Source organism: Lysinibacillus sp. NPDC097231 (assembly GCF_044761885.1).
Classification (GTDB): Bacteria; Bacillota; Bacilli; order Bacillales_A; family Planococcaceae; genus Lysinibacillus.
In genome coordinates, this window is the sequence record NZ_JBIWDH010000023.1 from 37,906 (window position 1) to 51,661 (window position 13,756).

Below are 13,756 nucleotides of genomic sequence, written 5' to 3' on the forward strand. Positions count from 1 at the left end.
TCCTTTAGTAGTATTAATTACCTACAAGGATATTTTGCACCACTATACTGTACCATATAGAAAATACCGTTTGGATGATTTCATCTTTTTGTAATATAAATGTATTATTTATCTACAAATTGTTACATAGCTTCTATTTCCTATAGTTGCTAATAAATGTATAACTATAAAAGTATTAGGTATTTCAAAGCGTTCTTTTCTTTAAGTTAGATAGACTTCCATTCTAGCTGAGTATTTGGCAGTGGGATGCCTAAGACAATTGGGCAACAGGTGTTTTATGTGCCATAATTGCGTCAGGTATCGGAGAGGAGTTAAAGCAATATACTTGTTCGTTACATGTCTTTTTTTGTATAAGCCATAAGTATACTTTTCATATTTTTTTAGCATGATTTTAGACTTATCACTTTTTAGTTTTTCAATATTCCGATAAAATATAGAAGAAGGATATACTAGTTGATTGGAGCGATTAAATTGAGTGATTCACAAACCACTGAGATAACACCTAGATTAGTGAGGCCACAGAAAAATAAGGGTCGAAAAATTATAACAAGGATCATTATGGTGGCACTAGGTGCTATAATAATGGCTGTGGGACTAGAGTTATTTTTAGTACCAAACCACATTATGGATGGTGGAATCGTAGGTGTTTCCATTATCACTTCCCATTTATTAAATTTACCTCTTGGTATTTTCATCTTCATTTTAAACTTACCTTTTATCTTTTTAGGCTATAAACAAATCGGTAAAACTTTTGCATTTTCTACAGGACTTGGTATTACAGTGCTCTCATTAACAACACTTCTCTTACATAATCTACATCAATTTACTCAAGATACACTATTGGCAACAGTTTTTGGAGGCATGATTTTAGGTATTGGTGTCGGTATCGTCATTCGTTATGGTGGATCTTTAGATGGTACAGAAATTTTGGCCATTTTATTTAATAAAAATACACCGTTCTCCGTTGGTGAAATTATTATGTTCTTTAATGTGATTATTTTTACGGTTGCTGGATTTATATTCACATGGGAACAAGCGATGTACTCCATCATAGCTTATTATATTGCCTATAAAATGATTGATATTGTCATTCAAGGGATGGAAGAATCGAAATCGGTTTACATCATCAGTGATGAAATTGATGAAATCGGGCAGACCATTATGGACCGACTCGGGCGGGGCGTAACCTTCCTTCATGGTGAAGGTGCCTATACTGGTAACGATAAAAAAGTCATTTTCACTGTCATTACTCGCTTAGAGGAATCGAAGCTTAAATCGATTGTCGCTGAAATTGACGATCATGCATTCTTGGCAATTGGTAATATCGCAGAGGTTAAAGGTGGTCGCTTCAAAAAGAAGGATATTCACTAAAAAAAATGGACGTACCGCATATGGTACGCCCATTTTTTCATTTTATTATGCTTCCCAAACGTCTATTAAAACGTTCGTTTGCTCACGTGCAGGACCAACAGAGAAAGTAGCAATTTGAATGCCTGTTAATTCGCTAACACGTTCTACATAGCGTCGTGCATTCTCAGGTAGCTCTTCTAAAGTTCTGCAGCCTGTAATATCCTCTGACCAACCAGGAAGTTCTTCATAAATTGGCTCGCATTGTTCAATAATATGAAGATTTGCTGGATATTCTGTAATTGTTTCATCTTTATACTTATACGCCGTACAAATCTTCACTGTTTCTAAGCCAGATAAAACATCAATTGAATTTAGCGCAAGATGTGTAATACCACTTACTCGGCGTGAATGACGTACTACTACCGTATCAAACCAACCTACACGTCGTGGACGGCCTGTTGTTGTTCCATATTCGCGCCCTACTTCACGGATTTGCTGACCTACTTCATCAAACAATTCCGTTGGGAATGGACCATCACCAACACGAGATGTATAGGCCTTACACACACCAATAACACTTGAAACTCGTGATGGGCCAATACCAGCACCAATTGCCACTCCACCGGCAACAGGATTTGAAGATGTTACAAATGGATACGTACCTTGATCGACATCAAGTAAAATACCTTGTGCTCCTTCAAATAACACTTTGCCGCCTTCATCAAGTACATCATTTAAGATTTTCGACGTATCTGTTACATATTTTGCAATTTCTTGCCCGTAGCTATAATATTCTTCGAAAATTTCTTCGAACGTTACACCTTCTACTTCGTAGAACTTCTCGAATAACTTATTTTTAATTGCTAAATTGTGACGTAGTTTTTCTTCAAATACGTCCTTGTCTAGTAAATCAGCCATACGGATACCGATACGTGCTACTTTATCTTGATAGCAAGGACCAATCCCTTTACAAGTCGTACCAATTTTTTTATCGCCACGACTTTCTTCATCAGCGATATCTTGTTTTATATGATATGGTAAAATAACATGTGCCCGATTAGAAATACGTAGATTGTCAGTATTTATGCCACGCTCTTGTAAACCTCTAAGCTCAGTTACTAATGACTTTGGATTAACAACTAATCCATTTCCAATTACTGAAGTTTTTTCATTATAAAAAATACCGGATGGAATTAAATGTAGTTTATATGTCTCACCATCAAATTTAATGGTATGTCCTGCATTATCACCACCTGCAAAGCGAGCGATTGCTTCGGCTTTTTGCGAAAGGAAATCTGTAATTTTACCTTTCCCTTCGTCTCCCCACTGTGTTCCTACAACTACAACTGATGTCATAATCAGCACCTCCGTTAGATACGTTTTGTATCTCAATTTTTAAGCCGTTAATTATTGTAACAATGATAGAAATGCCTAGTCAACAAAAAATAGTTAAAAACACGAACATAAAATCAAAAAAATTGATCCAACGTTCGTGTTTAATAACAGAATGATATGAATATTATCTAACATTCAGATTAATTCCGTCTTAGCGTAATCTAAATATTATTATTCCCGTGGTGGTGGTGGCATTTGTGACCAGTCCACGTTAATAAATTTATTGAATTCTTTTTTAAACGCAAGTGTAACCGTACCTGTTGGGCCGTTACGTTGTTTAGCAATAATAATTTCAATCATATTTTTACTCTCGGACTCTTTATCGTAATAATCATCACGATATAAGAAGGCAACAATATCAGCATCTTGCTCAATACTTCCCGATTCACGTAAGTCACTCATCATTGGTCGCTTATCTTGACGTTGCTCAACGCCACGAGATAGCTGTGATAATGCAATAACTGGAACCTTTAATTCCCGTGCCAATCCTTTTAATGAACGCGAAATTTCTGATACCTCTTGCTGACGGTTTTCGCCTGGCTTACCACTACCTTGAATGAGCTGTAAATAATCGATCAAAATCATTCCGAGCCCATGCTCCTGTGCTAAACGTCGACATTTTGCTCGAATTTCATTGATTCGTACACCTGGTGTATCATCAATAAAAATTCCGGAATTCGATAAACTCCCCATTGCCATAGTTAGTTTACCCCAATCTTCCGTAGTTAACGCACCTGTACGCAAAACTTGCGCATCAATATTTCCTTCTGCACAAAGCATACGCATAACTAATTGCTCAGCACCCATCTCTAGGGAGAATATTGCTACATTTTCGCGTGCCTGAACGGCAACACTTTGCGCGACATTTAATGCAAAGGCTGTTTTCCCTACAGATGGACGTGCCGCGACGATTATTAAATCGTTACGTTGGAAGCCAGCTGTAATATTGTCTAAATCACGAAAGCCTGTCGGGATACCTGTAACATCACCTTTTTGTGATTGAAGCCGCTCAATGTTATCAAAGGTTTCCACCAATACGTCTTTGACATGCTTAAAGTCACCCGCATTTTTACGATTGGCTACCTCCATCATTTTCTTCTCTGCTTCACCTAGTAATGCCTCTACCTCATCCTCACGTGTATAGCCATCTTCTACAATTTTAGTAGCTACACGGATTAAACGACGTAACAGAGCCTTTTCTTCGACAATTTTCGCATAATGCGCGACGTTAGCAGCTGTAGGGACAGCATTGGCGAGCTCTAGTAAATACGATAGCCCGCCAACGTCCTCAATTTCTTTTTTAGCTGATAATTCTTCAGTAACTGTTACAACATCTATCGCTTTTCCTTGATCACTTAAACGTAGCATCGTTTCGAAAATTTTCTTATGTGCATTATGATAAAAATCATCTGCTAGTAAAATTTCAGATGCAGTGATTAACGACTGAGGATCAAGAAAAATTGCACCGATAACCGATTGTTCCGCTTCCCGGTTATGCGGTGGAACGCGATCCATCATCGGTTCGTTCATGGATTGTCGCCCCTTATTCTTCCGTTACATGTACTTTTAATGTTGCAGATACTTCATGATGTAGTTTTACAGGTACATTTGTAAAGCCTAGTGCACGAATTCCCTCATTTAAAGTCATTTTACGTTTATCAATTTTAATGCCATGTACTTTGTGTAGTGCATCGGCAATTTGCTTTGTAGATATTGAACCAAATAGGCGACCACCTTCACCTGATTTTGCTTTTAGTTCTACTGTTAAAGTCTCTACTTTTTCTTTTAATGCTTTCGCCTCAGCCAATTCTGCTGCAGCGTTTTTAGCTTCTAATTTCTTTTGACCTTCTAATTGACTTAATGCTTGAGGATTTGCTTCGGCAGCAAAACCATTTTTGATTAAGAAGTTTTGTGCATAGCCATCTGCTACATTTTTAACTTCTCCTTTTTTTCCTTTTCCTTTAACATCTTTTAAAAATACTACTTTCATGATTCCGAACTCCCTTCGAGTACCTCATTTATGGCCTCTTCTAAATATTTTCTCACTCCATCAATGGAACTTACATCCATTTGGCAAGCTGCATTTGTTAAATGCCCGCCACCGCCAAGTTTTTCCATAATTAGCTGTACATTTACTTCGCCAAGCGATCTTGCACTTATTCCGATTTTGCCATCTGCACGATGCGCAATGACAAAAGAAGCACCGACATCTTTCATTGTTAGTAAAATATCTGCTGTTTGTGCGATTAATACAGAATCATACACTTTTAATTCCTCACCTACAGCAATAGCGATCCCTGGCTTTACAAACTGAACAGTTTGCACTATTTTAGAACGCTCAATGTACGTATCTATATCTTCTTTTAATAGACGCTGTACAAGCACTGTATCAGCACCGTTTGTTCGTAAATAAGAAGCCGCTTCAAAAGTACGGGCTCCAGTACGAAGTGTAAAACTCTTTGTATCTACAATTATTCCTGCTAATAATGCTGTAGCCTCTAGCATATTAATCTTCGCACGCTTTGGTTGATACTCAAGTAACTCTGTCACAAGCTCTGCTGTAGACGAGGCATATGGTTCCATATAAACAAGAGTTGGATTTTCTATAAAATCTTCACTCCTACGGTGATGGTCAATTACAACAACCTTTTCGGCCAATTTCAATAGGTGTGAATCGATAACTAAATTCGGTTTATGGGTATCGACAATAATGAGCAACGACTTTTCTGTCATCTTTGTCGCAGCTTCCTCTGGTGTTAGGAAATTCTCATAGAAATCCGACTTACTCTCAATTTCATTCATTAAACGCGTTACACTTCCGTTTAACTCATCAAAATCTATAATGACATAGCCTTTGACATCATTCATTTGCGCCATCTTACGTACACCTACAGAGGCACCAATAGAGTCCATATCGGGGTTTTTATGTCCCATTACAAATACTTGATCACTATCCTGGATTAAATCACGTAGTGCATGTGAAATAACACGTGCTCTAACGCGTGTACGCTTTTCAACTGGGTTCGTCTTCCCGCCATAGAATTTTAGCTTTCCTGTTGGTTGCTTGATGGCAACCTGATCACCACCACGGCCTAAAACCAGATCTAGACTTGATTGTGCTAATTCACCAAGCTCCACCAATGAAGACGATCCTGCGCCAACACCAATACTCAGTGTTAATGAGAGATTTTTTTGTGCTGTTTTTTCTCGAATCGTATCTAAAATCGCAAATTTTTTCTTTTCAAGCTCTGTTAAAATCGATTCGTTTAAAACAGCTAAAAAACGATCAGATGATATTCGTTTTACAAATACACCGTGTTCAGCCGCCCAATCATTTACTATTGATGTCACCATTGTATTAGTTAAACTACGCGGCTGATCATCCATTGCTTGTGTAATTTCATCATAATTATCTACAAATAAAATCGCAATGACTGTACGATCTGCAAAGTATTGCTTTTCAATTGCTATCTGCTCAGTGATATCGAAGAAATATAGCAGACTCTCCTCTTTTTTATAAAAAACCCGATATTTACGATCACGCAGTGTAATCGTAGCTTCATTCGTCTCCTCGGTCTTCATTAGCACATAGATATCATCGGATATATCTACAATTCCCTTCCCTACTAATGTTTCCATATTTAAAACGCCTTGCATATACGGATTCGACCATTCTATTTCATATTCCTCATTTACAAGTAAAATACCGATTGGCATTTCAAGTAATGCCTCTTCTCCGACCTTTTTCATGCGGAAGGAGATGGATTCAATATGCTTTTCTGTTTCTACAAAAGTAACCTTTTCTACCTTCCACGTATAAGCCATTATCAGAACAAAGCCTATTCCAAAACCAATACCTATTCCAATATTCCAAAGACATAAAAGTACGAACGTTACAATGCCAAAAATGGAAAGAACAAAAAGCGGATAGCGAATTGGTCGTTTTCTAAAAGTTCCCATTACATCAGCCCCTTATTCTTTAGTTTTCCCTTTCACAAGTGAACGAACGTCGAAACCTAAATCTACAATGCCAAGCAATATCATAAAGGATGATAGTGGTAGGGCTAACAGGGTAGCTACCCATTTCACACCATTCGGCATTCCTTTTTTAGAAATGAAATAATGTATAAAGGAAATCCCTTGAAGGATTAATAATATCCATAAAATATAAGAAACGTTTAAAACAATAATATCAAGCGTAGAACCAACTTCTGGACGCATAAATAAATTAATGCATAAGACAATCATGTAATACCATAAAATAGATCTTGGTAAACGCATATTTTGGAAAGGTGTAAATTTAGGTACCACTAAACCAAGACGCTTTAATACCGGTAAATTTAACGTTACTATAATAAACGCTGCAAAAAATGCTGAAATTGTTACTGTAGCAGGCATTGTCAGCTCAATTGTTTTTAACATTGCCTCAAGTTGCTCTGGCTGAAACATTACTTGACCTGTCACACTTTTTGCAAGTTCATTTGATTGCTCATAATTTTCAAGTACAAGCTCTAAGCTCATGTCAATCATATTGATACCTGCAAACTGTACAAATGCTACAAAGACTATTGCCATTGACAAGAGTAAGGCAATCCCAGATGACATGAAAAGATAGAGTTTACTTTTCTTTTGTTGGATTGCATTACCCATCACAACACCAAGTAACGCTAAGATAAAGGCAAATGGCACCATAGTTATGCCACTAGTTAAAACAGTTAAAATACAGCCTACTACTGCTACAAGTATTGATGAGGAACGCTTGTAATTCGCGCTATACCACGCAATTGGTAATGGAGCAAATAATAAAGCTACCATAAAAATGAATGGCACATATGCAGAAATAAGCATCAGAATCGTAAAGATTGCGACCATCATTGAGCCTTGAACAAGCGCCTTTGTTTGATTATTCGGCATTGAAAACCTTCCTTTTTTCAGTCAAACTTACTAACCTTTATTGTACCATTTTTTTGTGTTATTGAACAAAAAACGCTAAGAACAACTATATGCTTTGTCATTATTTTTGTAGAACCGATGACTAAAAGAGTAAACTACATACCTATATAGAAGATTTTTTACCGAAAGACAATAACAAATGCATGATAACAAGGAATTTTTTAAGCTAGTTGAAACACTCCAACTACATTTGTCTCAACAATAAAAAACCAGCATACACCGATACGAATATCGAAACATGCTGGTTTTAGAAATTGATGCAAGGTCAACACCTTGGCGACATCAATCTTATTTGTCTTCTGCTACGAATGGAAGTAATCCCATGATACGAGAAACTTTGATAGCTGAAGTTAATTTACGTTGGTACTTAGCGCTAGTGCCAGTTACGCGACGTGGTAAGATTTTACCGCGCTCAGAGATGAATTTTTTTAATAAATCCACATCTTTATAGTCGATATGCGTAATGTTATTAGCAGTGAAGTAGCAAACTTTACGGCGTTTGCGGCCTCCGCGACGTGGTGCCATAGTATGTCTCCTCCTTTATCATTTTTATTTTAGTTTAGAAATATTAGAATGGAAGATCATCCTCAGATACCTCTATTGGTCCTTTGCTATTAGCAAATGGATCTTCATCTACACGTGTATAATTCGGCTGATTCATAGGTGGTTGATTTTGCTGATAAGCATCGCCGCCAAATGAACCTTGACCAGGCATAGCGCCACCAAATTGCTGCTGTGGTTGACCACCGCCATATGACGGTTGATTATTACCGTAAGTCTGTCCACCGTATTGAGGAGATGCAGGAGCACCACCACCATTACGAGGTTCTAAAAACTGTACGCTATCTGCCACGACATCTGTTGTGTATACTCGCTTACCGTCTTGTCCTTCATAACTGCCTGTTTGGATACGACCTTCTACCCCAATTAAACTTCCTTTTCGCATGAAGTTCGCTAGGTTTTCAGCCTGTTTGCGCCATGCAACGCAGCTAATGAAATCAGCTTCGCGATCACCTTGTTGGTTTGAGAATGTTCGATTTACAGCAACTGTAAATCGTGTAGACGCAATACCATTCGGCGTATAGCGTAGCTCAGGATCTTTTGTTAGTCTTCCAACTAATACGACACGGTTTATCATCAGAATACAACCTCCTTTTTCAGCATTTAGTTAAAAATAAATGATTATGCTTCTTCGCGAACTGCAATGTGACGAATGATATCTTCGCTGATGTTAGCAAGACGTGTGTATTCGTTGATAGCATCTGAAGTAGCGTTTACTTTCACGATTTGGTAGTAACCTTCACGGAAGTCTTGAATTTCATAAGCTAAGCGGCGTTTGCCCCACTCTTTTGATTCGATGACTTCTGCACCGTTAGAAGTTAAGATTTCGTTGAAACGTTCAACTAAAGCTTTCTTCGCTTCGTCTTCAATGTTCGGACGTACGATGTACATTAATTCGTATTTTCTCATCTGTTTACACCTCCTTATGGACTTAGGCTCTCCTGTACACAGGGAGCAAGGAGCAAGTAATAATTATTACTCACATCAATGAATTGTAACATATAGGTACATGTCTTTCAAGTCGCAAATATATATTTCATTCTATATAATGAATTTAATTGATCCATGAAAGGAGAGCTTTCATGCTACCGAATAAAGAACCTATTGTCATTGAACTAGATATGAAAAAACTAATGATGGACAATATTGTTGTCACAAGTGGTCTTGTCATATTATTTATGGCTATCCAATATATTTGCTTTAAAGATTTTTATTTTTCATTTTGGAATATGATTAGTGGGGCTACACTTTTTACCATCCTATATATCGTTTTCATAGTATTACATGAAGCCTTTCATTTAATTGGTTTTATGGTTTTCGGGGGCGTACCTTTTAAATCTTTAAAGTATGGCCTCAATTTAGAACTTGGTATAGCGTACGCAACAACAGAACAACCATTACCAAATCATGCAATGAAGAAGGCTTTATTACTTCCATTTTGGACAACTGGCGTCCTTCCAACGATTGCAGGTTTCTACCTTAACAGTACTGTTTTAGTATTAGTGGGGGCTTTTTTAATAGCTGGGGCAGTGGGTGATTTTGCAATGTATAAAGAATTACGTAAATATCCTAAAAAGGCATTAATACAGGACGACCCCCATTTACCAAAGCTTTATGTATTTATACCTCAAGAAAAGAATGAAGCATCTAAAAAATGAAAGACAACTTTCAGTGGGCTCTACATACACAAGCGATTTCTAAATAAACAAAAAAGGCAATCCATAGAAAGATTGCCCTTGTTTTATATTTTATACATTAAAGCGGAATAACATTATATCTCCGTCTTGTACAACATAATCTTTACCCTCAAGACGTACTTTACCAGCTTCTTTAGCAGCGGCTTGAGAACCAGCCTCTACTAAATCATCGAAAGCAACTGTTTCTGCACGAATGAATCCACGCTCGAAGTCTGTATGAATGATTCCAGCACATTGTGGTGCCTTCATACCTTTACGGAATGTCCATGCACGTACTTCTTGTACCCCTGCAGTAAAGTAAGTTGCTAGTCCAAGTAAATCATATGACGTGCGGATTAATTGATCTAAGCCAGATTCTTTAATCCCTAGCTCTTCTAAGAACATAGCTTTTTCTTCATCATCAAGCTCAGAAATTTCTTCTTCGATTTTTGCACAGATTGTAATAACTTGAGCTCCTTCAGCAGCTGCATACTCACGTACTTTTTGCACATATTCGTTATTATCTGCATCAGCTACTTCATCTTCTGAAACGTTTGCTACATAAAGCATAGGTTTAATTGTTAAAAGATGAAGCCCTTTAATAACTTTAAGTTCATCATCTGAAAGTTCTGCAGCACGTGCAGGTCGACCATTTTCTAATTGTTCTTTAATTTTTAAAAGAATCGGTTCTTCGATCATTGCTTCTTTGTCTTTTTGCTTAGCCATTTTGCTTACACGTTGTATACGTTTATCAACAGATTCTAAGTCGGCAAGTGCAAGCTCTAAATTAATAACCTCAATATCATCAATTGGATCAACCGCACCTGAAACGTGCGTAATATTTTCATCTACGAAGCAACGTACAACTTGGCAAATTGCATCTACCTCACGAATATGGGCAAGGAATTTGTTTCCTAGGCCTTCGCCTTTTGAAGCACCCTTTACGATTCCAGCAATATCTGTGAATTCAAATGCTGTTGGTACTGTTTTTTTCGGTATTACTAATTCCGTTAATTTATCTAAACGTGCATCTGGTACTTCAACAATACCGACGTTCGGATCGATTGTTGCGAATGGATAGTTTGCAGCCAATGCGCCCGCTTTTGTAATTGCGTTAAATAATGTCGATTTTCCAACGTTCGGTAAACCAACGATTCCAGCTGTTAATGCCATGAATGGACACAACCTTTCTATAATTCAGTTCAAATTTGCTCTTTTATTCCGTAGTAACGGATGCTGCGGGGATGCAGATGCAGAAAATCCCCACCGATTAATCACTATATAACCCTATCTATTATATTGATTCACTCATAAAAAGTCTAATACACATGAAACTAGTCTTCACTGGCAGAAATTAAAACCTTCTTAATCTTCTTCTCAAATTCACGACGCGGAATCATCACACTATGTTGACAGCCTTCACATTTAATTCGTACGTCTGCTCCCATGCGAATAATTTTCCACTTATTTGTGCCACATGGGTGTTGCTTTTTCATTTCAACAATATCATTTAGACCAAATTTCTTTGCTTCCATATTATTCATTCCCCCCATCTTCTTTTCCACTACCACCATACAACATCATTTTAGGATGAGCCATCGGTATATTATTTTCTTCAAAGAGTTTTGTAACATCTCGACGAATAGTACGTGCCACTCCGTATTGTTGCTGTGGTAATGTTTCTGCTGCTATACGAATCGTTACCTCTGTGCCCTTAACATTTTGTACACCTAAAAAGACAGGTACTGCTACAAGTTCCTTATGAATTTCAGGTAAAGTATCTAAATACTTTTTAATAATAGATTCGGCTCTTTCAAAATTGGCATCGGTCGTCATTTGTAAATCTATATAAATTTTTGAGTTGTTGACAGAGTAATTGACAACATCACCAATCGAACCATTCGGAATAATAAATTGCTCCCCTGTGGAACCATTAATCTTTGTTGTACGTAAGCCTATCTCTACAACAGTTCCTTCAGCTGCATTTATTTTTATATAATCACCAACACCAAACTGATCTTCAAAAATAATAAAGAATCCAGTAATGATATCCTTCACTAAACTTTGCGCACCAAAACCGATTGCTAAACCGACAATCCCTGCTCCAGCTAGCAACCCTGCTATCTTAATGTTTAAGATAGAAAGAATGGCAACGATTGCTGAAAAATAAACAGCATAGGAAATGACACTTTGTAATAATCTTGAAATTGTTTTTTGTCGACGTTCTGAATGGTCTAAAGGTGAACGCATACGCATTAAAAACACTTTTTTAATAAATTTTTTACCTAATCGGACAGCTAACCACGATGCGATCAAAACAACCGTTATCTTAATTGAAGCAGTTATTATCGCTTCCCAAAGCTTCTCTGACATCAGCTTGTCCCATAAGTTACTTAATACCTTTTCACTAAACCAATCCATTATTACCACCTCTTGAATAACTTGCTAAAAATTTGCGTATACTGCATAAAAATCGAGCACTTCTCAAATAAAAAGGAAAGTGAGTTTTTTTATGAATACTATACCAAAATTGTTACTTCCTTATTCTCTTCATCATGAAAGTAAAAATGCTGTTTGGCAATTAAGTACATTATTTTTAGAACATATACCGTTTCATCATGAACGTTTGATCTTCTGTTGTATTGGAAGTGACCGTTGTACAGGAGATACACTTGGGCCATTAACAGGTAGCTTCCTAAAAAGGTCTGTTAGTTTTCCATATGAAGTTGTAGGTTCTTTAGAAGATCCTTTACATGCTCTTAATTTAGACACTACTTTGCAACAGCTACACAATGATACTACAAAACCATTCATTATTGCGATTGATGCATGTCTTGGTAGTGAACAAAATGTTGGACACATTTCTGTACAGAATGGACCTATTTTTCCAGGGAAAGCTGTAAAAAAACAACTACCTCCAATCGGTGACATTTCCGTTAAGGGGATAGTCAATATTGGAGGCTTTATGGAAATGCTTGTTTTACAAAATACAAGACTTCATATTTCCTATGCTATGGCAGAAAAACTTTCAAGAGCTCTTTTACTTGCTGCACATCGTTACTCACTGAAAAATATAGAAGATAGCAACCATAATACCGACAACGATGATACCTGGCAACAAGTTAGCAGCCTTGATCTTGGTTAAGCCTGCTATATTTAAACCAATAGCCAAAATCATGACACCACCTACAGCAGTCATTTCTGTAATGTACATTTGTAATGCAGCCTCTGGTATATATGAACTAATAACGCCTGCAAATAGTGCAATTATCCCTTGATATACAAAAACTGGTATTGCGGATAGTAATACGCCAATACCTAATGTAGATGCTAATATTACCGATGTAAATCCATCGATTAATCCTTTCGTAATTAGCACATTATGGTCATTGCGCAGACCACTATCGAGTGCACCTATGACCGCCATAGAGCCCACTACGAATATTAATGAGGCAGTTACAAAACCCTCTGCTATGCTAATTTGATTATTATTAGTACGCTTTTTGCTGAATAAAGATTCTACCCATTTTCCAAGTCGATTCATTTGCTTATCTAGATCTAACCACTCACCAATCACTGTACCTACTACTAAACTTACCACTAAAATAATAAAGTTATCACTTTCAAAGCCCATTTTAATTCCTAAAAGCGCAACTGCTAAACCAATAATCGATAATACAGTGGATTTCATCGATTCAGGAATATTTTTGAAAATCCGCCCCACAAATGCACCTGCTATAATTAGCAAAGCGTTAATTAATGTTCCTAGTAATACCACGTCCCAACCTTCCTTCTCTCTAGAAAAATAGAGAGCGCCTTAT

Annotated in this window: 15 protein-coding genes; 3 read left to right on the plus strand and 12 right to left on the minus strand. The window is 37.1% G+C overall.

Annotation, left to right across the window (positions count from 1 at the left end; genetic code table 11):
- The first annotated feature begins 558 nt into the window (after positions 1-558).
- Positions 559-1,371 carry a YitT family protein gene (locus ACIQXF_RS14505; RefSeq protein ID WP_483869733.1) on the plus strand — a complete coding sequence of 271 codons (813 nt, stop codon included), beginning with the start codon at positions 559-561 and terminating at the stop codon, positions 1,369-1,371.
- 45 nt (positions 1,372-1,416) lie between these two features.
- Here ACIQXF_RS14505 and ACIQXF_RS14510 read toward each other — a convergent pair whose 3' ends face one another.
- From ACIQXF_RS14510 to rpsF, 8 genes are all read right to left on the minus strand, one after another.
- A complete protein-coding gene (locus tag ACIQXF_RS14510; protein ID WP_402783878.1) occupies positions 1,417-2,706 on the minus strand; it encodes an adenylosuccinate synthase in 1,290 nt (429 codons plus the stop codon).
- A 210-nt stretch (positions 2,707-2,916) separates the two neighbouring features.
- Positions 2,917-4,275 carry a replicative DNA helicase gene (gene dnaB, locus ACIQXF_RS14515; protein ID WP_402783880.1) on the minus strand — a complete coding sequence of 453 codons (1,359 nt, stop codon included), beginning with the start codon at positions 4,273-4,275 and terminating at the stop codon, positions 2,917-2,919.
- A 13-nt stretch (positions 4,276-4,288) separates the two neighbouring features.
- Positions 4,289-4,735 (minus strand): 50S ribosomal protein L9, encoded by a 447-nt coding sequence (gene rplI, locus ACIQXF_RS14520; RefSeq protein ID WP_402783882.1) that lies wholly within the window; start codon positions 4,733-4,735, stop codon positions 4,289-4,291.
- Positions 4,732-6,705 (minus strand): DHH family phosphoesterase, encoded by a 1,974-nt coding sequence (locus ACIQXF_RS14525; protein WP_402783884.1) that lies wholly within the window; start codon positions 6,703-6,705, stop codon positions 4,732-4,734. Before ACIQXF_RS14525 ends, rplI begins: the two co-directional genes overlap by 4 nt.
- Before the next feature lie 12 nt (positions 6,706-6,717).
- Positions 6,718-7,659, minus strand: a complete 942-nt coding sequence (locus ACIQXF_RS14530; protein ID WP_402783886.1) for a YybS family protein — start codon at positions 7,657-7,659, stop codon at positions 6,718-6,720.
- Between the two features lie 327 nt (positions 7,660-7,986).
- Positions 7,987-8,223: a 30S ribosomal protein S18 gene (gene rpsR / locus ACIQXF_RS14535; RefSeq protein ID WP_012296211.1), complete on the minus strand. Its 237-nt coding sequence runs from the start codon at positions 8,221-8,223 to the stop codon at positions 7,987-7,989.
- A gap of 43 nt (positions 8,224-8,266) precedes the next feature.
- Positions 8,267-8,836, minus strand: a complete 570-nt coding sequence (ssb, locus tag ACIQXF_RS14540) for a single-stranded DNA-binding protein (protein ID WP_402783889.1) — start codon at positions 8,834-8,836, stop codon at positions 8,267-8,269.
- A 44-nt stretch (positions 8,837-8,880) separates the two neighbouring features.
- Positions 8,881-9,168, minus strand: coding sequence for a 30S ribosomal protein S6 (gene rpsF, locus ACIQXF_RS14545; protein ID WP_402783891.1), 288 nt, complete (start codon positions 9,166-9,168; stop codon positions 8,881-8,883).
- A gap of 173 nt (positions 9,169-9,341) precedes the next feature.
- On the opposite strand from rpsF, the gene ACIQXF_RS14550 reads away from it, so the two are divergent.
- Entirely contained in the window at positions 9,342-9,917 is a 576-nt protein-coding gene (locus tag ACIQXF_RS14550; protein WP_402783893.1) for a DUF3267 domain-containing protein, read from the plus strand.
- 90 nt (positions 9,918-10,007) lie between these two features.
- Here the strand turns inward: ACIQXF_RS14550 and ychF are convergent, their stop codons facing one another.
- From ychF to ACIQXF_RS14565, 3 genes are all read right to left on the minus strand, one after another.
- On the minus strand, positions 10,008-11,108 hold the full coding sequence (gene ychF, locus ACIQXF_RS14555; protein ID WP_402783895.1) for a redox-regulated ATPase YchF: 1,101 nt from the start codon (positions 11,106-11,108) through the stop codon (positions 10,008-10,010).
- A 161-nt stretch (positions 11,109-11,269) separates the two neighbouring features.
- Entirely contained in the window at positions 11,270-11,470 is a 201-nt protein-coding gene (locus ACIQXF_RS14560; RefSeq protein ID WP_402783897.1) for a DUF951 domain-containing protein, read from the minus strand.
- 1 nt (position 11,471) lies between these two features.
- Positions 11,472-12,356, minus strand: a complete 885-nt coding sequence (locus ACIQXF_RS14565; protein ID WP_402783899.1) for a mechanosensitive ion channel family protein — start codon at positions 12,354-12,356, stop codon at positions 11,472-11,474.
- 91 nt (positions 12,357-12,447) lie between these two features.
- On the opposite strand from ACIQXF_RS14565, the gene yyaC reads away from it, so the two are divergent.
- Positions 12,448-13,080, plus strand: a complete 633-nt coding sequence (yyaC, locus tag ACIQXF_RS14570) for a spore protease YyaC (protein WP_402783901.1) — start codon at positions 12,448-12,450, stop codon at positions 13,078-13,080.
- Here yyaC and ACIQXF_RS14575 read toward each other — a convergent pair.
- On the minus strand, positions 12,997-13,713 hold the full coding sequence (locus ACIQXF_RS14575; RefSeq protein WP_402783903.1) for a DUF554 domain-containing protein: 717 nt from the start codon (positions 13,711-13,713) through the stop codon (positions 12,997-12,999). The two genes, yyaC and ACIQXF_RS14575, sit on opposite strands and share 84 nt — an antisense overlap.
- Between the last annotated feature and the right edge of the window lie 43 nt (positions 13,714-13,756).

Excerpts from the sequence above, each read along its gene's own strand:
- rplI (WP_402783882.1), bottom strand. The coding sequence starts at position 4,735 with ATGAAAGTAGTATTTTTAAAAGATGTTAAAGGAAAAGGAAAAAAAGGA.
- ACIQXF_RS14505 (WP_483869733.1), top strand. The coding sequence starts at position 559 with ATGGTGGCACTAGGTGCTATAATAATGGCTGTGGGACTAGAGTTATTT.
- rpsR (WP_012296211.1), bottom strand. The coding sequence starts at position 8,223 with ATGGCACCACGTCGCGGAGGCCGCAAACGCCGTAAAGTTTGCTACTTC.
- ACIQXF_RS14525 (WP_402783884.1), bottom strand. The coding sequence starts at position 6,705 with ATGGGAACTTTTAGAAAACGACCAATTCGCTATCCGCTTTTTGTTCTT.
- ssb (WP_402783889.1), bottom strand. The coding sequence starts at position 8,836 with ATGATAAACCGTGTCGTATTAGTTGGAAGACTAACAAAAGATCCTGAG.
- yyaC (WP_402783901.1), top strand. The coding sequence starts at position 12,448 with ATGAATACTATACCAAAATTGTTACTTCCTTATTCTCTTCATCATGAA.
- ychF (WP_402783895.1), bottom strand. The coding sequence starts at position 11,108 with ATGGCATTAACAGCTGGAATCGTTGGTTTACCGAACGTTGGAAAATCG.
- dnaB (WP_402783880.1), bottom strand. The coding sequence starts at position 4,275 with ATGAACGAACCGATGATGGATCGCGTTCCACCGCATAACCGGGAAGCG.
- rpsF (WP_402783891.1), bottom strand. The coding sequence starts at position 9,168 with ATGAGAAAATACGAATTAATGTACATCGTACGTCCGAACATTGAAGAC.
- ACIQXF_RS14560 (WP_402783897.1), bottom strand. The coding sequence starts at position 11,470 with ATGGAAGCAAAGAAATTTGGTCTAAATGATATTGTTGAAATGAAAAAG.
- ACIQXF_RS14550 (WP_402783893.1), top strand. The coding sequence starts at position 9,342 with ATGCTACCGAATAAAGAACCTATTGTCATTGAACTAGATATGAAAAAA.
- ACIQXF_RS14510 (WP_402783878.1), bottom strand. The coding sequence starts at position 2,706 with ATGACATCAGTTGTAGTTGTAGGAACACAGTGGGGAGACGAAGGGAAA.
- ACIQXF_RS14565 (WP_402783899.1), bottom strand. The coding sequence starts at position 12,356 with ATGGATTGGTTTAGTGAAAAGGTATTAAGTAACTTATGGGACAAGCTG.
- ACIQXF_RS14530 (WP_402783886.1), bottom strand. The coding sequence starts at position 7,659 with ATGCCGAATAATCAAACAAAGGCGCTTGTTCAAGGCTCAATGATGGTC.